General features: G+C 59.3%; 24 protein-coding genes. 19 read left to right on the plus strand and 5 right to left on the minus strand.

Features of this window, described 5'->3' with window-relative positions; translation table 11 throughout:
• Positions 1-24: 24 nt before the first annotated feature.
• From MJO47_RS07145 to MJO47_RS07155, 3 genes are all read right to left on the minus strand, one after another.
• Positions 25-1,365: a TRAP transporter large permease subunit gene (locus MJO47_RS07145; protein WP_253960427.1), complete on the minus strand. Its 1,341-nt coding sequence runs from the start codon at positions 1,363-1,365 to the stop codon at positions 25-27.
• 31 nt (positions 1,366-1,396) lie between these two features.
• Positions 1,397-1,897 (minus strand): TRAP transporter small permease subunit, encoded by a 501-nt coding sequence (locus MJO47_RS07150; RefSeq protein WP_253960428.1) that lies wholly within the window; start codon positions 1,895-1,897, stop codon positions 1,397-1,399.
• A 71-nt stretch (positions 1,898-1,968) separates the two neighbouring features.
• Entirely contained in the window at positions 1,969-3,147 is a 1,179-nt protein-coding gene (locus MJO47_RS07155; protein ID WP_253960429.1) for a TRAP transporter substrate-binding protein, read from the minus strand.
• Between the two features lie 451 nt (positions 3,148-3,598).
• Between MJO47_RS07155 and MJO47_RS07160 the strand changes: the two genes are divergently transcribed.
• The 9 genes from MJO47_RS07160 (at position 3,599) to MJO47_RS07200 (ending at position 10,990) form a co-directional block, all read left to right on the plus strand.
• Complete coding sequence (locus MJO47_RS07160; RefSeq protein ID WP_253960430.1) at positions 3,599-4,489, plus strand: radical SAM protein; 891 nt, start codon at positions 3,599-3,601, stop codon at positions 4,487-4,489.
• Between the two features lie 14 nt (positions 4,490-4,503).
• The gene (rhuM, locus tag MJO47_RS07165; RefSeq protein WP_253960431.1) at positions 4,504-5,490 is read left to right on the plus strand and encodes a virulence protein RhuM/Fic/DOC family protein; all 987 of its coding nucleotides are present in this window, start codon (positions 4,504-4,506) and stop codon (positions 5,488-5,490) included.
• A 270-nt stretch (positions 5,491-5,760) separates the two neighbouring features.
• Positions 5,761-6,615, plus strand: a complete 855-nt coding sequence (locus MJO47_RS07170; RefSeq protein ID WP_253960432.1) for a DUF3883 domain-containing protein — start codon at positions 5,761-5,763, stop codon at positions 6,613-6,615.
• A 226-nt stretch (positions 6,616-6,841) separates the two neighbouring features.
• Positions 6,842-7,642: an HNH endonuclease gene (locus MJO47_RS07175; protein WP_253960433.1), complete on the plus strand. Its 801-nt coding sequence runs from the start codon at positions 6,842-6,844 to the stop codon at positions 7,640-7,642.
• A gap of 20 nt (positions 7,643-7,662) precedes the next feature.
• A complete protein-coding gene (locus MJO47_RS07180) occupies positions 7,663-8,283 on the plus strand; it encodes a hypothetical protein (protein WP_253960434.1) in 621 nt (206 codons plus the stop codon).
• 24 nt (positions 8,284-8,307) lie between these two features.
• Positions 8,308-8,733, plus strand: coding sequence for a hypothetical protein (locus tag MJO47_RS07185; RefSeq protein ID WP_253960435.1), 426 nt, complete (start codon positions 8,308-8,310; stop codon positions 8,731-8,733).
• Between the two features lie 105 nt (positions 8,734-8,838).
• Entirely contained in the window at positions 8,839-9,231 is a 393-nt protein-coding gene (locus MJO47_RS07190; protein WP_253960436.1) for a DNA polymerase ligase N-terminal domain-containing protein, read from the plus strand.
• 59 nt (positions 9,232-9,290) lie between these two features.
• A complete protein-coding gene (locus MJO47_RS07195) occupies positions 9,291-10,301 on the plus strand; it encodes a hypothetical protein (RefSeq protein ID WP_253960437.1) in 1,011 nt (336 codons plus the stop codon).
• 116 nt (positions 10,302-10,417) lie between these two features.
• Complete coding sequence (locus MJO47_RS07200) at positions 10,418-10,990, plus strand: transposase (protein ID WP_253960438.1); 573 nt, start codon at positions 10,418-10,420, stop codon at positions 10,988-10,990.
• A 178-nt stretch (positions 10,991-11,168) separates the two neighbouring features.
• Here the strand turns inward: MJO47_RS07200 and MJO47_RS07205 are convergent, their stop codons facing one another.
• Positions 11,169-12,428, minus strand: coding sequence for a hypothetical protein (locus tag MJO47_RS07205; protein WP_253960439.1), 1,260 nt, complete (start codon positions 12,426-12,428; stop codon positions 11,169-11,171).
• 172 nt (positions 12,429-12,600) lie between these two features.
• Positions 12,601-13,206, minus strand: coding sequence for a response regulator transcription factor (locus tag MJO47_RS07210; protein ID WP_253960440.1), 606 nt, complete (start codon positions 13,204-13,206; stop codon positions 12,601-12,603).
• Between the two features lie 179 nt (positions 13,207-13,385).
• On the opposite strand from MJO47_RS07210, the gene MJO47_RS07215 reads away from it, so the two are divergent.
• The 10 genes from MJO47_RS07215 to nqrE all read left to right on the plus strand — a co-directional run bounded on the left by MJO47_RS07215 (position 13,386) and on the right by nqrE (position 22,523).
• A complete protein-coding gene (locus tag MJO47_RS07215) occupies positions 13,386-14,294 on the plus strand; it encodes a GGDEF domain-containing protein (RefSeq protein ID WP_253960441.1) in 909 nt (302 codons plus the stop codon).
• A 50-nt stretch (positions 14,295-14,344) separates the two neighbouring features.
• Positions 14,345-15,436, plus strand: a complete 1,092-nt coding sequence (locus MJO47_RS07220) for an MBL fold metallo-hydrolase (protein ID WP_253960442.1) — start codon at positions 14,345-14,347, stop codon at positions 15,434-15,436.
• A 104-nt stretch (positions 15,437-15,540) separates the two neighbouring features.
• Positions 15,541-16,053 (plus strand): cytochrome P460 family protein, encoded by a 513-nt coding sequence (locus MJO47_RS07225; RefSeq protein ID WP_253960443.1) that lies wholly within the window; start codon positions 15,541-15,543, stop codon positions 16,051-16,053.
• Positions 16,054-16,115: 62 nt separating this feature from the next.
• Positions 16,116-17,330, plus strand: a complete 1,215-nt coding sequence (locus tag MJO47_RS07230; protein WP_253960444.1) for an MFS transporter — start codon at positions 16,116-16,118, stop codon at positions 17,328-17,330.
• A 197-nt stretch (positions 17,331-17,527) separates the two neighbouring features.
• A complete protein-coding gene (locus MJO47_RS07235) occupies positions 17,528-17,983 on the plus strand; it encodes a hypothetical protein (RefSeq protein WP_253960445.1) in 456 nt (151 codons plus the stop codon).
• Between the two features lie 52 nt (positions 17,984-18,035).
• Entirely contained in the window at positions 18,036-19,376 is a 1,341-nt protein-coding gene (locus MJO47_RS07240; protein WP_371926651.1) for a Na(+)-translocating NADH-quinone reductase subunit A, read from the plus strand.
• Positions 19,376-20,533 (plus strand): NADH:ubiquinone reductase (Na(+)-transporting) subunit B, encoded by a 1,158-nt coding sequence (locus MJO47_RS07245; protein WP_253960447.1) that lies wholly within the window; start codon positions 19,376-19,378, stop codon positions 20,531-20,533. The genes MJO47_RS07240 and MJO47_RS07245 overlap by 1 nt, the downstream gene beginning before the upstream one ends.
• Positions 20,523-21,302: a Na(+)-translocating NADH-quinone reductase subunit C gene (locus MJO47_RS07250; protein WP_253960448.1), complete on the plus strand. Its 780-nt coding sequence runs from the start codon at positions 20,523-20,525 to the stop codon at positions 21,300-21,302. Before MJO47_RS07245 ends, MJO47_RS07250 begins: the two co-directional genes overlap by 11 nt.
• Positions 21,295-21,915, plus strand: coding sequence for an NADH:ubiquinone reductase (Na(+)-transporting) subunit D (locus MJO47_RS07255; protein WP_253960449.1), 621 nt, complete (start codon positions 21,295-21,297; stop codon positions 21,913-21,915). Before MJO47_RS07250 ends, MJO47_RS07255 begins: the two co-directional genes overlap by 8 nt.
• Complete coding sequence (gene nqrE / locus MJO47_RS07260; protein WP_253960450.1) at positions 21,915-22,523, plus strand: NADH:ubiquinone reductase (Na(+)-transporting) subunit E; 609 nt, start codon at positions 21,915-21,917, stop codon at positions 22,521-22,523. Before MJO47_RS07255 ends, nqrE begins: the two co-directional genes overlap by 1 nt.
• Positions 22,524-22,528 lie beyond the last annotated feature (5 nt).

A 22,528-nucleotide genomic window follows, 5' to 3' on the forward strand; every position in this document is an offset into this window, starting at 1 on the left:
TCATCCCTCAAGGTTGAAGGTGAATCAGCCCCCGAAGAACACGGTGGGGAGCCAGGTGACGATTTGGGGGAAGGCGATCATCACGCCCAGGCCGATAACCTGAATCAGCACGAAGGGCAGAATCCCCTTGTAGATATCGCTCATGGTGTATTCCGGCGGCGCGACCCCCTTGAAGTAGAAGAGGGCATAGCCGAAGGGCGGCGTCAGGAAAGAGGTCTGCAGGTTGACGCACACCAGCATGGCGAACCAGAGGGGGTCGAAGCCCAGGTCGTTGGCGATGGGGGTGAAGATCGGCACGACGACGAGCAGGATGGCGGCCCAGTCGATGAACATCCCCATGATGAAGACCACGCCCATCATGATGGCCAGGATCACGTAATCGTGAACGTCCATCCCCAGGAGCAGATCGGCCACCACATCGCCGCCGCCCATGGAGAGAAAGACGACGCTGAACAGTTTGCCGCCGACAAACAGCAGCATGATCATGGCGGTGGTGCGCAGGGTCGCGTTGCAGGTCTGGGAGAGAACCTCCCAGGTGAGCTTGCGGTTGAACAGGGCCAGCACCATGGCGCCGATGCAGCCCAGGGCGGCCGCCTCCGTCGGGGTGGCGATCCCCGCCAGAATGGTACCCATGACGATAAGGATGAGGCTGAAGGGGGGGACGAAGCTCTTCAAGGTCATGGAAAGCTTCTGGCCCAGGGTGGCGGTGCGTTCTTCCTTGGGAATCGGCGGGCCCAGCTTGGGATTGAGGCCGCAGCGGATGGCGACGTAGAGCAGGTAGATGGCGGACAGCAGGATGCCCGGCAGGATGGCCGCGGCAAAGAGGTTGCCGACGGACGTCTCCTTCATGCCCGTCAGGCCGCCGTAGACCACCAGCATGATGCTGGGCGGAATCAGGATGCCCAGGGTGCCGGAAGAGCAGATGATGCCCGCCCCCAGTCCGGTCTGGTAGCCCCGTTTCAGCAGCGCGGGCCCGGCCATCAGGCCCATGGCCACCACGGAGGCGCCGATGATGCCGGTGGTGGCGGCAAAGACGGTGCTGACCACGATGACCGCCATGCCGAGGCCGCCGCGCAGCCCCCCCAGCACGATGTAGAGAGCGTCGAAGAGCCCCTCCGAGACTTTGGAGCGGTCCAGGATCTGGGCCATGAAGATGAACAGGGGAATCGCCACCAGCACGTAGTTCTGCTGCAGCCCCCAGGCATTGTTGACGAACAGGTCGATCAGGGCGCTGACGTTCCCGTCGTATTCAATCAGGCCGTAAAAGGTGGCGACCGCCGCCAGGGTGATGGCCAGCGGATGTCCGAGCGCGATGCAAAGCATCAGCGTACCGAACATCAATAAGGTCATGATTTCAGGAGTCATGGGAAAAATCTTCTCCGCGAGGCAAGGATGATCAGTCTCTGGTGTCGCCGAGGGTTCGGAAATCGGCGATAAGTTTGGCCACTCCCTGCAAAAAGAGCAGGATGAAACCGATGGCCATGATCGTCTTAAAGGGATAAAGCGGGGGAGCCCAGGACGTGGGCGCCTTTTCCCAGTTCTGCCAGGAGGAGGCAGCGTAGATCACCGAGCCGTAGGACAGCAGGCCGACGGTGGGGATAAAGAGGACAAGGTTGGTCACAATGCGCAGGATGGTGCGGGGGCGCGGCGGCAGCGTCGCCTCGAAGACATCGATGGACACATGGCCATCGTGCAGATAGGTGAAGCCGAAGCCGAGGACGAAATGCATACCGTAAAGGAAGGTCGTCAGCTCAAAACCCCAGGTGGTCGGCGCATTGAAGGCGTACCGCATGAAGACCTCGTACACCACCACCAGGATAAGGGGCAGGGCGAGATACGAGGTCAGGACGCCGGTTTTTTCATTCAGGGTGTTGATGGAACGCTCAACTGAGAGCATGGGAGTCTCCATGGCTGCAGGAGAGGGCCCCGACCGGTGCGATCGGGGCCCGGAGTTGTAAAAGACCGCTGCTAGTGCAGATGGTGCCCCTGGGATTTCTGCTCCCCGGTGGTGTAGGTGTCATAGGGCCAGGGGGCGACGCCGCTGCGGATCTGGCGCCAGGCGGCGAAGTCCTTCTTGAAGGCATCCTGGGAATCCAGGGCTTTTTTGACTTCGGGATGCTTTTTCTTGAGTCCGTCCAGGTACTCCTTGGTGTGCTTGGCGAAGGCGTTCAGGGTCTCGTCGTCCAGATGTACGAACTCGACCTTTTCCTGGAAACGCTTGATCGCCTCGGCATTGAGGTTCTCGATCCAGGCGTTGGACCAGAGCTGGGTTTCCTTGGCGGCGATATTCACGATCCATTTCAGATCGTCCGGCAGGGAGTCCCAGGCTTTCTGGTTGATCATGACGTCGCACTGGAATCCGGGCTGATGGACGCCCGGCGCGATGACGTACTTGGTGATTTCGTCAAAGCCCATCGGGTAGTTGATGGCGGGGGTGGAGTACTCGGCGGCATCGATGACGCCGCGCTCCAGGGCCAGATAGACCTCACCGCCGGGGAGGGGGCTGACGGAGGCGCCGAGACCGTTCATGATGTCCATGTACCAGCCGGGCGTGCGGATGCGCATCCCCTTGAAGTCAGACATTTTGGTGGCCTTCTTGTTGGAGAACAGGCCCATTTCCTGGCCGGTCTGTCCGGCCGGCAGAGCGTAGATGTTGTAGGGCTTGTAAAGCTCCTGAAGCATCTCCAGGCCGCCGCGCTCATAGAGCCAGATGTTGTAGCCCTCGGCATCCAGCCCGAAGGGGACGGAAGCAAAGGCGACAAAGGCCTCGTTCTTGCCTTTCCAGTACAGCGGTGAAGAGTGGGCGATTTCGGCCGAACCCTTGCTGACCGCGTCGAAAACCTCGTTGGCGCCGACCAGTTCGCCCGCCGAGAAGAGCTTGATCTGCAGGCGGCCGCCGGAGGCCAGAGCGACAGAGTCAGAGAAGTGCTGGGCAATGTCGTAAAAGAGCATGCCTTTGGCCCAGGGCATGACCATCTTCCAGCGGAACTCGTCCTTGGATGGTTTGATTTTGCGAATCTCCCGCTTGACTTCCTCGTTGCGCTTGTCCACGCCGAACTTTTCACGTTTTTCCTGAGCGAAGGTCTGTGGGGCGAAAGCCAGGGTGAAAACTGCGGCCAGAGCGACCAGCCATCCCAATCTCCTCATTGTTTCTCCTCCTTTTGTCCGAATCTGGCGAGCGCGCCCGTGCGCCCGCGGGGTGAATGCCATTGGTATGTCGGTAAATTGGTCAGACCAATAAACCTTAGACGAACTTTTTGGCCCCGTCAACAGAAAAAACAAACATTGTTTGTTGTATACCTTACGGGAAAAATGAGGAAAGTCAAAGCCAGGCAGGTTAAAGCCAGAAAAGAGGTTTGTAATATGGTCAGACCAATATATTCCTGTTTTGCTATATAGAACGGGAGCCGTTTCGTTGCCGGTTCTGAACACTTTTTCGGCTGACCAGCCGGCAAGCGCCTTCCCTGCGTGTCCTGGCCGACTCTGAAGACGCATTGCTGCCAGCCCTGTGGCCGCAAAGCCTTTGCCATTTTCGGCCAGTGCGGGTAAAGTCGGGGGAGTTCTTTCCTCCGTAACTCCAGCTGACAGGACATCAGGCATGTACTACTATTTCGATTACCAGGAGCCGGTCTTTCGGCCCCCCTCCGAAGCCCAGTCCCTCATCTTCCAGATCACCGTCGGCTGCAGCCAGAATCAGTGCCGCTTCTGCGGCATGTACAAGATGAAATCCTTCCACGTCCGCTCGGTGGAAGAGATCGCCGCCGAGATTGCGGAAGTGCCGGCCCATCATCGCCCCCACATCCGCCGGGTCTTCCTGGCGGACGGCGACGCCCTCGTCTATCCCCAGGCCGGTCTGCTCGACATTCTCGACCGCCTCGCCGAGGCCTTTCCCAACCTCACCCGTGTCGGCGCCTACGCCTCGCCCAACAGCCTCACCACCAAGAGCTTGGCCGACCTCGAAGCCCTGCGCGAAAAGAAGCTGCGCATCCTCTATTTCGGTCTCGAAAGCGGCGACGACGACACCCTCAAGCTGGTCAACAAAGGCTTCAGCGCCGCCGACATGCTGCAGCTCTGCCGCAAGGCCCAGGCCGCCGGCCTCAAGCTCTCCGTCACCGCCATTCTCGGCCTGGCCGGCAGTGAACGCAGCCGCGAACACGCCCGCGCCACGGCGGCGTGGATCACCGCACTCTCCCCCGAATACTTCTCGCTGCTCACCATGTTCCGCCGGCACAACGACGACTACTTCCGCCTCATCCGCCCCTTGAGCAACGGCCAGGTCATCCAAGAAGCCCTCGACATCGTGCGCCACCTCGACCCCCAGCGCACCATCCTGCGTTCCAACCACGTCTCCAACATCCTCAACCTCGCCGGCAGCTACCCCAAAGACCGCGACCGCATCATCGCCCAGGCCGAAATGGCCCTCGCCGAAGCCAAGAAACACCCGCAATGGTTCAACCTGGTGCCCGAGTATGAGGAGGAGTTTTTTTAAGAGGAAGAATCCTGATGAAAGCTACTGAAACGAACATTCTGATTTATCAGGCGGATGACGGCCGCACCCGTCTTGATGTTCAACTGGAACACGAAACCGTTTGGTTGACCCAGAAGCAGATGGCGGAACTTTTCACCAAAACGGTTCCGACCATCAATGAGCACATCAAGAACATTTTCAAAGAAGGGGAGTTGGCGGAGGAATCAGTTGTTAGGAAATCCCGAATAACTGCCGCCGACGGCAAAACCTACGACACCGCCCACTACAATCTCGACGTGATCATCTCCGTCGGCTACCGGGTGAAATCCAAACGCGGCACCCAGTTTCGCCAGTGGGCCACGCGGGTGCTGCGTGATCATCTGGTCAAAGGCTATACCGTACATGAACAGCGGTTGCGGGAAGAATCGGCCAAATTCAAAGAATTGCGCCAGACGGTCGATCTTCTGGCCCGCACCCTGACCTCGCAGGAGCTGGTAACGGATACCGGCAAAGAGGTGCTTCAGGTCATCACCGACTATGCCTACGGGCTGGCCCTGCTTGACCGCTACGATCACGGCCAGTTGACTATCGAGGGAACCACCCGCAAGGCCGGTCACCAGCTCGACTACGACGAAGCCATCGGCATCGTCACTTCCATGAAGGGAACCTTCGATGGGTTGTTTGGGGTCGAAAAGGATCAGGGCTTTAAAAGCGCCCTGGGCACCATTTATCAAACCTTCGACGGAAAAGAACTCTATCCCAGTGTTGAAGAAAAAGCCGCCAACCTGCTGTATTTCGTCGTTAAAAACCACGCCTTCTCCGATGGCAACAAACGCATCGCCGCCGCGCTGTTCGTCTATTTTATGGCGGTCAATCAGATTCTCTACCGCCCCGACGGCTCCAAACGTCTTGCCGACAACGCCCTGGTGGCGCTCACCTTGCTCATCGCCGAAAGCCGCCCCGAAGAAAAAGAGACTATCGTCAAGGTTATCGTTAATCTGATCAATCAGAGCAACGAATGATTGTAGATCATCCGTAGGGGCGGGTTTTAAACCCGCCCTTTACACAACCCTTGCAGCGGCATCAACGCAAATGAAATAACACGTAGGGGCGCAATTCATTGCGCCCGCTTGAAAAAAGGTGTGAAACTAAGGGATTTCCTGATACCCAAATTGTTTTTAATCCTTTATTGTTGATAGACGTTTTTAAGACCTTGATCATCGAATATTTTTTGCTACCTGATATTGATAAAAAAAACATATTTTTTCTCGCCGTTATGTTGATGGAAGCCTATGAACCGGGTTGCTGACAACTGGAGCCGTGTTGAGGTTGAAGCGATTGTCGCTGACTATCTTTCCATGCTTATTTTGGAACTCAAAGGCGAACCCTACAACAAAGCAGAACATAACCGTAAATTGCAGGCTTTTCTCAATAATCGTTCTCGCGGCTCCATCGAGATGAAGCACATGAACATCAGTGCGGTAATGACCGAGATGGGTTATCCCAGCATTGATGGTTACAAACCGGCACGAAATTACCAGCGTAGTTTGTTGCCAGAGGTCGTGTCGGCGCAAGTCCAGTCCAATAAAGTCCTCCATATTTTGATTGAGGAATTTACCGCTGAAGCAGAAATCGAAATACCCTCAGTTGAATCAATCCTTCGAGCCCTCGTCGAAACACCCAAACATGAAGACCGATCTCCCCCAAAAATAAAAGAAACCCAAGCGGTCTATCATCCCGGCAAGGTTGACTATCTGTCGCGGGATGCCGCAAACGAAAACCTGGGCCTGGCAGGCGAACGTTTTGCTCTTCAATTTGAAAAGGCGCGATTAATTGCCGCAGGGAAGGAAATATTGGCCGAAAGAGTGGAGCATTCAAGCCAAGTCGAAGGGGACGGTTTAGGGTTCGACATCCGATCTTTTGAAGAAAATGGCAAGGACCGGCTGGTCGAAGTCAAAACAACTAAGTTCAGCCGTTATACCCCTTTTTATGTGACACCCAATGAGTTGAAGGTCTCGGCTGAGAGGGATAAGGACTATTACCTTTACAGGGTGTTTCAGTTTGTGAAAACACCGCGGCTTTATATTGCACAGGGGTGCTTGGATAGACAGTTTACGCTGACGCCTTCTCAGTATTTGGCATATTAAAGGCATAAAAGGATTTTTTTGCCTCCACACTTTTCACAGGTGTAAGATGGCCTCTGTAAATACACACATTAATCAATTTGGCCACCTGCGTCGAGCACCCAATACTGTCTTTTCAGAGAGCACCAAAAAGCGCGCTCCACATAAACCAATCCTTCTTCTCGCGGTATTAGACCTTGTTCATCGCGGCATCATAACCACCCCATTCATCGACGTCACCGCCGATCTGGTGGAACTGAACGAACTGTTCAACCTCTACTGGCGGCGAGTCGTGCCGCTGGGGCAGACCAGCAGCATCGCCTTTCCCTTCTCCCGTCTCACTCGTGAACCGTTCTGGGAGCTGGTCCCCCAGCCGGGTAAAGCCATCACCGATGCGGTCATCAACAACACCGCCTCCGTCAGCTACCTGCGCAAGTACGCCCTGGGGGCGAAGCTGGACGATGGGCTGTTTCAGATCATGCAGAGCGGGGAAGGACGGGAGGCACTGCGAGAAGCGCTGCTCCTCTCCTGCTTCTCTGAGGAGGCGGCGGTGCTGCTGCGAGAGCAGTCGATCATCAACCGCGAGGCCTTCGACTACAGCCGGGTGCTGGAGGAGCAGGCCCACCTGCCGCTGGTGAAGGAGATCGTAGAGGCGGACAACTACCGGCCGGCGGTACGGGATCAAGCGTTTCGCAAGGTGGTGACCACGGCCTATGACCACCGCTGCGCCCTGTGCGGCATCCGTATCGTTACCCCGGACGGCCATACGGTGGTGGAGGCGGCCCACATCGTACCGTGGAGCAAGTCAAAGAATGACGACATCCGCAACGGTATGACGCTCTGCCGTACCTGCCACTGGGGCTTCGATGAAGGGATGCTCGGCGTTGCTGACAACTATACGGTAATTACTGCGCGCACCATTGGCAGCGACCCTAATTTCCCTGGTCTGCTCACAATGCTTTCAGGCCGCACCATCCTACCTCCAGCGGCGCGTGAATACTGGCCGGCCCAAGAATTTCTGCGAGAGCATCGGAAAGAGTGGCGATTGTAATTGAACGATAAAAAACTGGAATGCTTTCCAGAAAGGTTCATGGTATTGAGATGATTCGTTTACTATTTGCAGTTGTTTTTATTTTTGGATCACTGATCGCACCTGCTTATGCCGTCACCTTCGACATCTGGCATACCGGTATGACCCGGCAGCAAATTCTCCAGGCTGCCCAGGAAAGAAACCTTCCATTAGCAAAGGGGGGTGGCCTAAATTTAAACAAAAGGTATGATCCCAAATTGCTGGTTGGTGATGCGACCAGTTACAATTACCAGACAACCCTGTTTAATCATTCGGCCAAAGTTCAGCTTCGTTTGTCACCTGCCAAGGGGGGCTATGGTCAGTTCCTGTATGGGATCGACGTTATCTTCACCGATTCATCCAAAAACAAAGACCTGCGACCGTATGTGACCCGCATGTTGCGGGAAAAATACGGTCCGCCTCAGGTTGTTCCCGACCTTGTCAGGCAGGTTCTTCTGTGGAAACCTGAACCGAATAACGAGGTTCGTCTCACGAGTTTCATGGTGACCATGCAGGTCAATTACGTTGATTTAAAAATTAAAAAATTTGCCGATGAGCTTTCAAAATCGACTTTCGAACTACCTGGGAATCCTGTAAACCACAGGGATTCAGGCAAGTTTTGATTTGATTGGGCTGGGAGTATTGACGTGCGACAAAGTCTGAGTGAATTTACCGCCGAGAGAATTGCAAGACGTAACGAGTCGGCCTACCCCGCTCTTATGACGATCGCCATGCTGATCAAGGTGGGGGCGATAATCGGTGGCATTTTAGGTGTAGTGGTGGGCGCCAGAATGTTCTTCGAGGCAGAAATGCCTGGGACTCAGCAGGCTGGTCTTCTGGTGATCTTTGGGTCTTTTTTCTCCGCGCTCTTTACATACGGCTATGCAGAGATTTTAAATGCAACCAGGGATACGGCAATGAACACAGAGGCCTCAGTCGACTATCTTGCCGCTGTCTTAACGCACATGGAGCGAGGTGGGGCTAAGGACAAACCGGACGTATCGGATGATTTCACCTTGGGCCGAATTCCTGCCGGAAAGACTTCTCAGCAAAACCGACCCAACCAGAAGTGATTCAAGGGCGCAAAACCACAGAATGCAAATAAGGAGACGTGCATACATGACCCCAGTCCGACCGACAATTGCCAACAAAACCCGCACCCTGCCCTGAGAGTAAAGATGCCTACCTTCGTCGTCCAGGAACACCACGCTTCCCACCTTCATTGGGACTTTCGTCTGGAACACGACGGCGTGCTGAAATCCTGGGCCATCCCCAAGGGCCCGTCGATGGATCCGGCCGATAAGCGGCTGGCCATTCAAGTGGACGATCACCCGCTGGAGTATGCGGACTTTGAAGGAACGATTCCCGAAGGTCATTATGGCGCCGGCCGCGTGACTATCTGGGACAGCGGTGACTATGAGCCCCTTGAGGATATGGCGGCGGGGCTGAAAAAAGGGGCTTTCTCTTTCGTTCTTTATGGCGAACGCCTGCAGGGGGAGTTCTCTTTGGTGCGTTTTAAAAAGGGTGATGATCCCCAAAGCTGGCTTTTGATCAAGCGCTCTTCCGAATGATTGCCGAGGATCTGGGAGAAGAGGTTCCATTCTTACCCTATCAACCAACGGAGAGTCCCATGAGCGAAATTGCTTTTGAGCCGTTTTACGAGCGTTGGGCCGATCGCCTCGGCCTGGGGGTAGTGGGCAAACTTCTGCTCTCCGTGGCCGCCGCCCTGGTTTTCTTTCTCCCCTATTATGCCCGTGTCGGCACCACGGCCCTGCACAACTGGAGCTGGCTGCTGGCCTTGCTGATCGCCGGCGCCCCGATCTTCCTCTTTTTTGCGACCGCGACCCTGCGCCATCTCTTCCCCCTGTGGGAGGAACATTGCGAAGAACCGGGGTTGGCGACCTTTCTGGTGCCGCTGAACCGGGTGCTGAGTGATCGCCACTTCGTGCTCGCCGGTCTTGGCTTCGGCCTGGCGAATACCGCCATGGGCGCCTTGTTCGGGGTGTCGGAACCTGACCCGGTGGCGGCTCTGCTGCTCTTCGCCGGCTTCTTTATCGCCGGTTTTGTGTGCGGGCTCCCCGCCTGGGGGATATTCGGCGTGGTGACAACCTTCCGCAAATTCACCCACGCGGCAGAGCTCAAACTCGATTACACTGCCCCGGACCGTTGCGGCGGTCTTTCTTTCTTTGGTGCGGCGCTGGTTAAGTTCAGTGTGGTCACTCTGGCCGAGGGGGGCTTGATCGCTACTTATATTCTGATGGCCTCCTGGACGCGCGAGTCCAACCCCTGGGTGCAGCTGCTCATGTGGAGCTGGATTGTCTTCCCTTTTCTGCTGTCGCTGCTGGTACTGCTGGTGCCGGCACTCGATCTGCATCGGATGTTGAGCCGCTATCGTCACCAGATGGAACGGGAGCTGAAAAGCAAATGCGCCGACCTGCGCCGACGCATCGAAGAAAGCAGTGGGGAGGCGGATCTGGAACGTCTGCACAGCGAGTATGGCTATCTGTGCAGCCGCCGGGAGGAAGTGCATGGCATGCGCAACTGGCCGTTCAGCCTTGGCGCCACGACCACCTTTGCCGGGGCGTTCGTGTCGAATCTTGTCATTGCCGTCGAGCTCGGCAAAACGCTTTTCGGGGCTTAGATTTTAAGGGCGGGATTGAACGGGTTAAGGAAGGGTTTGGGCGGTGTAGGGGCGGGTTTGAAACCCGCCCCTACGGATATTGGGGTGCGATGAATCGCGCCCGTACGGAGGGACGGATGGTTTTCAATCCGGACATTCACCACCGGCGGTCCATCCGGTTGCCGGATTACGATTATTCCCGCGAGGGGGCGTATTTTGTGACGATATGCGCCCACGAAAGGGAATGTCTGTTCGGCGAGGCGGGTGATGGCAGGGTGGTGATGAATTCAAACGGGCGCATCGTTCTGGAGGCCTGGCACGATTTGCCCCAACATTACCCCCAGGTCGCATTGGATTCGTTCGTTGTCATGCCGAACCATGTGCATGGGATTATTGTGATCAATAACCCCGTAGGGGCGCAATTCATTGCGCCCGAATCGGCGAATCCGGCCCCCGGTCATCGGGGCGCGTTAAATCAGGGCGCGATGAATCGCGCCCCTACGGTGGGTGCAATTGTGCGGGCATTCAAGGCGCGTTGTACCCATGCCATCAACCAATCCCGCAACACCCCCGGTGTCCCGGTCTGGCAGCGTAATTATTATGAACGCGTTATCCGCGACGACCGGGAATTGGCTGGTATCCGGCAGTATATCGCCGAGAACCCGGCTCGATGGGAAGAGGATATCAATCACCCGACGCGGGTGGTGTAGGGGCGCAATTCATGGCGCCCTGTCTGCGTGTTGGGCGCGATGAATCAGGGCGCGATGAATCAGGGCGCGATGAATCAGGGCGCGATGAATCAGGGCGCGATGAATCGCGCCCCTACGGAGTGGTTGTTGGAATGGGGTTTGGTTGGTGTAGGGGCGGGTTTGAAACCCGCCCTTACGGTTATCGTTTTTTACCGCCACCGCCACCGCCACCGCGTTCGAGAATCCGCACATCGATATAGGTCAGGTTGTTGATGAAATCGAGGACTGCCTCGGCGCCGACGGTGGGATTGTTTTCTTCTTCGGCAATGACGACCTCACCTCCTGTGGTCTCTTCTTCCACGGGGAGCAGGATGCGGGTGCCGGGATCATCGCCGCTGGCCGCCTCAAAGAAGGTGTTGAGGGTGACGGTCGCGCCGCTGGTGTCGGTGCCGCAGGTTTCGTCCAGGCTGAAGGTGATGCGATAATCGCCGCCGGCCTCGCCACCGTTGACGATGGCGTCATTCAGGCTGCGCACGTTCCAGGTATAGCCGAAAATGACCTTGCCCTTGACGTTGATTTCCGCCGAGTAGTAACCGGGTCCGTCCCCGCCCTCATAGACGGGCTTGTTGAAAATAGGCGGATTGACCAGGCTTTCTCCCTCGCTTTCCCCTGTCCACAGCTTGGCCGTATCGTCCCACATCAGGTTAGCCAGCAGAGGATTGGTCTGCCCGGGGTAGTCCGGGTCGTCCCGGCTGACGAGCAGCTTCTGGATGGTCAGGCGGGCGCAGGGGGAGTAGACCGTCGCCTGGCTGCCGGGGCCTTCGAGCGCCGACGAGCCCTGTACGGCCAGGCCGTGGACCTCGTCAATGCCCCAGCCGTCGACGTGACGCATCTGATACTCCAGCATGGGCGTCGCCAGATCCTGGTAGAGTACGACCTCGGTTCGTACTTGCGACCGCGTGTACCAATCCACCGATTCCAGATTGTCGCCCCAGTCGATCCAGTCCACCACCACGGGGGCGCCGATGCCCTCGGCTGCGGCCGCCTGCCAGACGTTGTTCACGTCCTTCTGCACATAGGCCCGCACGTTCCCTTCCCCGGGAAGGGAGCCGGTGGCCTGGTTGGGAATGCGGTCGTCACAGAACCCATTGTCATCGGGATCGGGCAGGCAGCTTAAGGGGACATCATCCCCCGTCGTGCCCCACCAGTACCACCAGGTGCCGTTGGTGACCGGGGTCATGCCGGGTGTTCCCGTCAGGGTCTTGCTGACGCCCTCGGCCCAGATCACCGGAAAGCTCAGGTTGTTGCCGGCCGCCTCTTCGCCACCTCCCGGTTTGCCGGGAATGCCTCCTTTGGCAGCCAAGGCCAGACACGGCCACGCCAGCAGAAAAGTGGCCACTATGGCTGTCAGGGTGCCAATCCACGCAATGTCTTTGGTCCATCCGCCTGGTTTTTTCATAACGCCTCCTTTTTGTTACAGGAGAGTCGCACCGCCCCCCCCTTGATAGACGTGTAAATGGGTAAAGATTAATCTTATTATTCCAGAGCAGGCTGGGGCCGCAATGATGCAAGGGGAGCTTAATGAGCAACGAAGGGATATATACGAAAGTCAGGAAGGGATAGACGAAAGGCTAGGACTCCTGTTCGCCGGTCCAGCCGCTTTCGGCGGCCAAAGCGACCAGGCCGGAGCGGTTATTGACCTTGAGGATTTTGTAGAGACGGCTGAGGTGGGCCTTGATGGTCGGTTCACTCAGGCAGAGGAGGTCGGCAATCTCCCGATTCTTCCTGCCGCCGGCGACGAGTCTGACGATTTTTCGGTCCTGTTCGCTCAGACCCCGCAAACGTCCGCGGGAGGGAAACGTGGTGCCCTCGCCGAAGACCGCTTTGAGATGAATCTGTTCGACCCAGATTTGTCCCTCATACACGGCCCGCAGCGCCTTGCCGAACATGCTCACGTCGAGCTCGGGGGAGATGATACCGTGAATCCCCTGGCAGTAAAGAAGCCAGGCCAGATCCGTATCTTTCAGGCCGACATCGATGCACAGAAAACGGGCGCGGGTATAGTGCTTTTTGAGAAGATCAATGCGCTCGCGGGAATCAAACAGCACGAGGTCTGGCCAGGTGCCATCCCGGCCCGAAAAGCATTTGTCGACCATCGCACCCGTCACGTGGTCAAAAATGATTCGCTGCAGTCCTTCAGCCAAAACCCGGTTGTTGATACAGATGAGAATATTCATCTTTCGCCCTGGTTGAGGAGGTATTTTCTTGAGTCCTGTGCCTGTGCATCCTCTATGAGTTTAAGATCAATACGATAAAGATCAACCGTACTGAACGGATTATTGTTGCGGGCCGATGGACGAAACCGGCGCTGATCTGCTAAACTTCAGGCAGTTCTGTGTTTGCAAAGGGGACTCAAATGAATAATGGAAACAAGGACAGGGCTCGCCATAGTGAGACGATGATTTTCAGGCCGGGGGAGCTTTCAGCCCAGGCGCACCAGAAGCAGGCGGTGCTGACCGTGATACGGGGCAATCGGGCTGATCTGGGGCATAACAAGCCCATCGGCCAGGAGATCCTGGTCGGCCGCGCCCGGGAGTGCGGCCTGGTACTGACGGACATGATGGTGTCTTCGCGCCATGCCCGCATCACGCGGCAGGCGGAGGGCCGCTATGGGCTGGAAGATCTCGGCTCGACCAACGGCACCCGGGTCAACGGCCAGCCGCTGGCCGGGGTCAGGGAACTGGTCGAGGGGGACAAGATCTACCTGGGCCAGGCGGTGCTGCGCTTTTCCATGGTGGACGCCATGGACCTCGGCTATCACGATGAGCTGTCGCAGCTGGCGCGCGTCGATCCCCTGACGGGGCTCGACAGCAAGCGCTGCTTCGACGATGCCCTCGCCGTCGCCTTGCAGCATGCTCTGCAGCAGGGGGGGCCGCTGTCGGTGCTGATGATGGACATGGACGGTATCAAACCCATCAACGACACCCATGGGCACCTGTTCGGGGAGTACGCCATCGCCCAGACCGGCCGCCTGATCGCCCGGGTGCTGGGCGAGCAGGGGCGGGCCTGCCGCTTCGGCGGCGACGAGTTTACCGCCATGCTGCCCGGTTATGACAAGGCCGCCGCCGTACAGGTGGCCGAGGAGATCCGCCGGCTGTTGCAGGAAGCGGGTCTGGAAAAGAATGGTATCGCGCTGCAGCCGACCATCTCCATCGGTGTCGCCAGCTGCCCCGAAGACGGCGACACCTTGCTGGCGCTGGTAGAGGCGGCGGATCAGGCCCTCTACCGCTCCAAGCGGGCGGGCAAGAACCGGGTGAGCGTCTGAGACTGGCGGCCGCCTGAATCGGCTCGCGCCTGTATGAAAGGGAAACGGACATGCCTGCTGCCCAGCGTCTGCCCTTTCGTTACCTCGAACCGGCTTTTTTCGCCGGCCTGCTCGACGATCCCCTGCTGTGGGTGCGTATTCGCCCGCTGGGGCGGGCGCTGCTCTTTGACTGCGGCCAGCTCGCCCACCTGGCCAAGCGGGTGGTCAAGCCCATCGATACGGTCTTCGTCAGCCACGCCCACATGGACCACCTCATGGGGCTGCCGACCCTGGTGCGCCACCATCACGCCTCTCCCAAAGCTCTCGACCTCTATGGACCGGCCGGCATGGCCGAGCGGGTCTACCATCAGCTCAGCGGCTACGACTGGAACCTGTGCGAACCGACCTGGTGCACCCTGCGCGTGCACGAGGTTCATCCCGCCGAAATCCATCACTATCGTTTCAGTGGCCCGCAGGGTTTCCGTCGTCACAGCGACGGGGTCTCCCGTCGCGACGGTCCGGTTATCTGGTCTTGTCGTTATGCCCGGGTGAGCGCCGTCATTCTCGATCATCGCCTGCCGGTGCTCGCCTTCCGCCTGGAGGAAAGATCGCCCTTTGCTCTCGACCGGCAGAAACTGGCGGCGCAGGGGCTGGTGCAGGGGCCGTGGATCAGGGAGCTCAAGCACCGCGTCTGGCAGGGGGAGGGGGAAGGGACGCTGCCGGTGTGGCAGCGCCAGGGGGAGGCTGTCGTGAGCGCCCCGCGTGAAGCGAGGCCCTTGTACGAATCGATCCGCCTGGAACAGCGCACGGAAGCGGTCGGCTATCTCACCGATGTCGGCTGGACGATGGCGAACCGCGCCCGCATCCTGGCTTTTTTCAACGACCTCACCCTGCTCTGTGCCGACTGCGCCTTTCTGGCCGAGGATGTGGCCAAGGCCCGGCAGTCCTATCACCTGTCTACCCGCGACCTGAACGAGCTGGCCCAGCGTCTGGCCCCGCGCTTTCTGCTGCCCACGCACCTTTCCAAGAGCTATCTGCGCCGCTGGGAGGAACTCTACCGGGAACTGCAGCCCCCCGCGGCCACGACGGTGCTGCCGCTCCCCCCGCATGTGGTGCCGCCGCCCCTGCAGGTGGAGGCGGGGAGGCGCTGGCTGCGGCCATGACCGGGGCGAGACGGCCGGTTGGCAAGGGGGTTTTGCCTGCTATGCTTTCAGGGCGTTCGTCTCTTTAGGGCCGGACGGTCAAATTACGGCAGGAGGAGGTGCTTATGAAAAAAATAGGGGTAATTCTGGCGATGCTGATTTTAGGCGGCGCCGTGGCGGCCGGGGCGGGCGAAAAGCTGGCGCCGGCGCCCAACGGCATCGAGGTGCCGGAAGGCTATCGGGATTGGCGAGTCATTGCCGTTTCGCACCGCACGGACAACCAGTCGCTGCGGGTGATTCTGGGCAACGACGTGGCCATCGCGGCGGCGCAGGCAGGGCAGACCAATCCCTGGCCGGACGGCGCCATGCTGGGCAAGATCGTATGGAAGGATGCGACCCACGCCCTGTGGCCGGCCGCCCAGGTCCCCGGCGAGCTGCTGCATACCGAGTTCATGATCAAGGACAGCGGGCGTTTTGCCGCTACCCACGGCTGGGGCTTCGCCCGCTGGCGCGGTCCGGAGCAGGTGCCCTACGGCCAGGACGCCTCCTTCGTGCAGGAGTGCATCGGCTGCCACACCCCGGCCAAGGATAACGACTACGTCTTTACCCACCCGGCCCGGTGGCCCAAGCTCCCCTGAGGCGACAGGAAGGCCACATTGCTCTTGCCTTACGGAGGACGATGGCCTAGTGTCAGGGGTCTATGACATCCTCTGCTTCCCCTTTTCATCCATCGACGCGTCTGGTGACAGCCCTGGTCCTTTTCAGCGTACTCGCCACGGGTATTGGCCAGTCGATGACCTTTGCCCTGCTGGCGCCCCTCGGTCGCGAGGTCGGTCTTAAGGAAATCCAGATCGGCCTGATTATCACCAGTTCTTCCCTGGTTTTTACCCTGACCAGTCCCCTCTGGGGGCGTACCTGCGACCGTTGGGGGCGTAAGCCGGTTTTGCTGGTCGGCCAGTTCGGCTACGTCCTTGGCTCCCTGCTTTTTGCGACGGTCTTCCTTTTCGGGCTGAAGGGGGCCTTAAGCGGTTTGCTGCTCTATGTTCTGGCCATCTCCTCGCGGGTTCTCATGGCGTCCCTCATCTCGGCGGCGCCCAGCGCGGCCTCGGCCTATGTGGCGGATACCACCACCGACAGGCAGCGGGTGGTGGGAATGGGGCGGCTGGGAGCGGCCCGCACCCTGGGGACGATTCTGGGTCCGGGTATGGCCGGCGCTTTGGCCGCCATCGGTTTGCTGGCGCCGTTGTATGTCGCCGCTGCCGGCGCGCTGGTCAGTTCCGTGCTGCTCGCACTGGTCATGAAGGAACCGACCCGCAGTGCCCATCGGTCGGGGAGACCGCCTCGCCTGCGGCTCTTTGATCGACGCTATTTCCCTTTCATGGTTGTCGGGGTCGGCACCTTTCTCTCCTTTTCCATGGTCAGCCAGACCATCGGCTTCTATTTTCAGGATCGCTTTGTCCTCGACGGCCAGACCACGGCGCAGGCCATCGGCATGGGCATGATGGTGTCGGCTTCCATGTCGCTCTTCGCCCAATCTTTTCTGGTCCGCCGCGCGGGCATGACTCCCCGGCGCCTGATCAAGGTGGGTTTGCCTCTTCTGCTGGTTGGCTATCCTTCCCTCCTTCTGGCGGGCAGTGTGCCCATGCTGGTGGGGCTGATGGGGATTCTCGGCCTGGGATTGGGACTGGTCGCTCCCGGCTTCACGGCCGGTGCCTCCTTGTCCGTGGGCCCGGAAGAGCAGGGTGCCGTCGGTGGCCTGGTCTCCGCCTGCCCGGCGGCGGGGTTCGTGGCCGGACCGCTTATCGGCACCAGCTTATATCAGGTCAACCACGTCTATCCCTATCTGTGCGCCTGTCTCCTGCTGGTTCCTCTGACCCTCTATGCCTGGCGCCTGGACCGGCCGCCGGGGAAATGACCGTTCGGTTCGTCTTGTCGTTTGGTGCTTTTTTGTTTTCAATCTTTTTCCCCTCCACTAAGATAGCCGCTTTTTCGGGCAGCCCGACACCTGTGTCCCCGCCCGGCGGCAGGGTGGACATGGTCCGGTCTGACGTTATACTTAAGAGGCTGTGCGTGGTTTGTCCTTGTTCATGACTTTTGCGGAGGAGGGGTTGAATGCGGTTTGAACAGACCCGGGATGTGCTCAATAATATTGGGGCTTTCCATAAGCAGGCCGGTTTTCTTTATACCGAACTGAAAAAGCACTGCAGCAATGCGCGGGTGCGCCTTTTGCTGGACTATATTTCTCGCCATGAGCTGAACCTGGAAAAGAATATCGCCGCCTTTCGGGATGACCTCCCGGAAAGCGTGCTGTCCAGCTGGTTCAAGTACTCCCACGATCAGGATATTTTTGCCGCCCTCCATGAGGTGGATCGGGGAAAGGATATGCCTTTTGACGATGTGCTGGATCTAGCACTGGAGCTGGATGGACAGTTGGTTGAGCTCTACGAGGAAATGATGGAGCGAAGTACCTCCACCGAGGTGAAAGATATCTTCAACAGTCTGCTGCTGCAGGAGATGAAAGAAAAGCAGACCCTGGTTCGCAACGCCCTGGGTCTGATGGATATTTGACGAGACGGCACTGATCTACTCCATGACACCAGGTGAAATCCACCCCATGAAAATCATTCAGATACGGCGCGGGCTCGATATCCCGTTTGTCGGACAACCTGAGCAGCATATCAACAACGGATCCTCCGTAAAGCGCGTGGCTCTTTTGGGGCCCGACTATCCCGGTCTCAAGCCGACCATGGAAGTGGCCGAAGGAGACCAGGTGCGGATCGGTCAGACCCTCTTCACCGACAAGCGTTGTCCCGAGGTGCGCTTCACCGCGCCGGGCGCCGGGCGGGTGACGGCGATCCACCGGGGCCCCAAGCGGGTGCTGCTGGCCGTGGAGATCGCTCTGGAAGGTGACGCGGCGGAAACCTTTCCGAACTACCCGGAAAATCGCCTGTCGCAGCTCTCGCGCCAGCAGGTCGTCGACAACCTGTTGCAGTCGGGCCTGTGGACGGCCCTGCGCCGCCGCCCCTTCGACCGCGTGCCCGACCCGGCGGAAATGCCTGCGGCCCTCTTGGTCACCGCCATGGCCAGCGATCCCCTGGCCGCCGACCCGGCAGTGGTTCTCGGCGAGCAGCGGGACAATTTCCACCACGGCCTGCGCGTGCTCAGCCATTTGTGCGAAGGCCCGCGCTACCTTTGCCAGGCTCCGGGGCTGGAGCTGCCCGAGGTGGACACCTTCGAGGCGGTCGCTTTTGCCGGGCCCCATCCGGCCGGGCTGGTTGGCACGCATATTCACCATCTGCACCCGGTGACCGTTGATCGCCCCGTCTGGCACATCGACTACCAGGATGTCATTGCTATCGGCCATCTCTTTGTACGCGGGAAGCTGCGGCTGGAGCGGGTCATTGCCCTGGGGGGAGAAGGCATGCGCAAGCCGCGTCTGCTGCGTACCCGTCTGGGTGCGCATCTGGGCGACCTGCTGCGGGACGAACTGGCCGAAGGGACACAGCGGCTGCTGTCCGGATCGCCCCTGAGCGGTCATGCCGCCCGCGGTCCCCTCGGCTTTCTCGGCCGCTATCATCTGCAGGCCTGCGCGTTGCCCGAAGCGCCGGATACCCCCGTCTCGCTCAGCTGGCTGCGGCCGGGATTCGGCTCCTGGTCGGTGCGCAATCTCTTTGCCGGCGGGCTGGCCCGGCGGCGGCCGCACGGCTTCACCACGGCGCGGGGCGGGGAGGGGCGGGCCATCTATTCCATCGGCACCTATGAGCAGGTGCTGCCGCTGGATGTTTCCGCCACCTATCTACTGCGGGCGCTGGCGGCGGGGGACAGTGAAGACGCGCGGGCGCTCGGCTGCCTCGATCTGGCCGAGGAGGATCTGGCCCTGTGCAGTTTTGTCTGCCCGGGGAAAAACGATTTCGGATCGCTGCTGCGCAACGTTCTTGATGACATTGAGAAGGAGGGGTGATGGCCGCGGACCGGCTTGCTCCCATTAAACGTGCTCTGGCTGGTGTCTGGCGCACCAGGCCTGGGAAAACGGCGAACGCCCCGCATGTGCGCGACGCCCTGAACCTCAAACGCATTCTGCTGGCGGTGGTTGTGGCTCTGCTTCCCTGCGTTTTTTTCGGCCTGTGGAACAGCGGCTATCAGATGCACCGGGCCATGCAGGCCGAAGGGCTCGCCCGCCTCGAAGGCTGGCGACAGGGGGTCTTTTCCCTCTTCGGCATCGGCCACGATCCTGCCTACCTGGGGGACAACCTGCTGCTGGGGACTCTTTATTTCGTACCGCTGCTGCTGGTCTGCTGGCTCATGGCCTTTTGCTGGGAGGCCCTCTTTGCTTCGGTGCGTCAGCTGGAGATCAATGAGGGCTGGGGGGTTACCGGCCTGCTGCTGGCCCTGATCCTGCCGCCGGCCCTCCCTTTGTGGCAGGCCGCCCTGGGGGTGAGCTTCGGCATCGTGTTGGGCAAAGAGATTTTCGGCGGTACGGGCCGCAATTTCATGAATCCGGCCCTGACGGCCTATGCCTTTCTCTTCTTCGCCTATCCGGGGCAGTTTTCCAGTAGTAATTCCTACGTGCCCATCGACGGGGTGACCGCGGCCACACCGCTGGCTCTGGCCGCCGAAGGCGGGCTGCTCGAAGTGCAGCAGGGCTGGAGCTGGCTGCAGGCTTTTATCGGCACTATTCCGGGGGCCCCCGGCGAGACTTCGGCCCTCGCCTGTCTGATCGGCGCCGCCATCCTGCTCTTTACCGGCGTCGCTTCCTGGCGCACCATGCTGGCGGTGCTGGTGGGTGCCGTTGGTCTTTCGTCGCTTCTCTATGCCGTCGGCAGCGAAGGCAACCTGCTCTTTTCCGTGCCACCACACTGGCACCTGGTGCTGGGCAGCCTCGCCTTCGGCCTGGTGTTTATGGCCACCGATCCGGTTTCTTCGGCCCTGACCGATACGGGTAAATGGTTTTACGGGCTGCTCGTCGGTGCGATGCTCATTCTCATCCGTGTACTCAATCCGGCTTTTCCGGAAGGAACCATGCTCGCGATCCTGTTCGGCAATGTGCTGGCCCCTTTGATTGACCGTTTTGTGCTCAAGGCACAGATGCGGCGCCGGAGGATGCGCTATGGCCAATGATACCGTCGGCCGCACTTTTCTGGTCGCTTTCCTCGTCTGTTTCGTTTGCTCCCTGCTGGTCTCGGGGACCACGGCCGGGTTGCGCGCCAAGAAGGAGCGGGACGCTCTGGTCCGCCACTATGGCGATGTCCTGGCTGTCACTGGCCTGATGACTTCGACGGACGACGTTTATGAATTCTGGAAGGCTCATGTCGATCCTCGTCTGGTCGAGCTGGCGACGGGGAGTTACAGCGATGCCTTCGACCCGGAAGCCTTCAACCAGGAACGGGCGGCAAGGGATCCTTCCCTGAATCGGACCATTCCTGCCGACCTGGACATCGCCGGCCTGCGCACCCGGTCGCGTTTTGCCCCTGTCTACCTGATCCGGCAGGAAGGCGAGGTTCGCCAGGTGGTGCTGCCGGTATACGGCAAGGGGCTGTGGTCCACCATGTACGGTTATCTCGCTCTGCAACCCGATTTGCGCACCGTTGCCGGTTTCGGGTTCTACGAGCACGGCGAGACTCCTGGCCTGGGCGGTGAAGTGGACAATCCCCAATGGCTGGCCCAGTGGCCGGGCAAGGTGGTCTTCGACGATAAGGGGGAGGTGCGTATCGAGGTGCTGCGTGGCCAGGTGGATGAGGATTCCGCCAAGGCCCGCTATCAGGTCGATGGTATTTCCGGGGCGACCATGACGACCAAGGGCGTGACCAACCTGCTGCGCTACTGGCTGGGGCCGGATGGTTTCGGTCCCTATCTGGAGCGTTTGCGACAGGAGGGATTCAATGGGTAGGATGGGCAAAACCCTCTTCGGGCCGATTTTCGACAACAATCCCATCGCGCTGCAGATTCTCGGTATCTGTTCGGCCCTGGCGGTGACGACCCGTCTGGAGACGGCCCTGGTCATGTCCCTGGCGGTGACGGCCGTCGTGGCCTTTTCCAGCGCTTCCGTCAGCCTCATCCGCCGGCAGATTCCTGACAGTATCCGCCTTATCGTGCAGATGACCATCATCGCTTCGCTGGTCATCGTGGTCGATCAGTTTCTGCAGGCCTTTCTGCCCGATATCAGCAAGCAGCTCTCCGTCTTTGTCGGCCTCATCATCACCAACTGCATCGTGCTGGGACGCGCCGAGGCCTTTGCCATGAAGAACCCGGTGGGGATGAGTTTTCTCGATGGCATCGGCAACGGCCTGGGCTACAGCCTGGTGCTGCTGCTCGTGGCCTTTCTGCGTGAACTCTTCGGATCGGGTTCCCTCTTCGGGGTGCAGGTCTTCGGTCTGGCTCAGTCGGGCGGCTGGTACGTGACGAATGGGCTCATGCTGCTGCCGCCGAGTGCGTTCTTTATTATCGGCCTGCTCATCTGGGCCTTGCGCACCTGGAAGAAGGATCAGGTGGAGGAGGCGTGATGGAGCACTATCTCAACATATTCATCCGCGCGGTCTTCATCGAGAATATGGCCCTGGCCTTCTTCCTCGGCATGTGCACCTTTCTGGCCGTCTCCAAGAAGGTCGACACCGCCTTAGGTCTGGGGCTGGCCGTGGTTGTCGTGCAGACCATCACCGTGCCCGTCAACAACCTCATCTACCGCTACCTGCTACGGGAAGGGGGGCTGTCCTGGGCCGGCCTCGACAACGTCGATCTGACCTTTCTCGGGCTGATCTGCTACATCGGTGTCATCGCCGCCATCGTGCAGATTCTGGAGATGGTGCTGGATAAATACGTGCCGCGCCTTTACGCCGCCCTGGGTATCTTTCTGCCCCTGATTACCGTCAACTGTATGATTCTGGGCGGCTCCCTCTTCATGGTGGAGCGCAGCTACAGTTTCAGCGAAAGCATCGTCTTCGGCCTGGGCAGCGGCACGGGCTGGGCCTTGGCCATTACCGCCCTGGCCGGCATTCGCACCCGGCTTAACTACAGCAACATCCCGGCTGGCCTGCGCGGTCTCGGTATCACCTTTATCGTGGTCGGACTCATGTCCCTGGCCTTCATGGCCTTTTCGGGGATCCAATTATAACGACG

The organism is Desulfuromonas sp. KJ2020 (genome assembly GCF_024197615.1).
Taxonomy (GTDB): domain Bacteria; phylum Desulfobacterota; class Desulfuromonadia; order Desulfuromonadales; family SZUA-540; genus SZUA-540.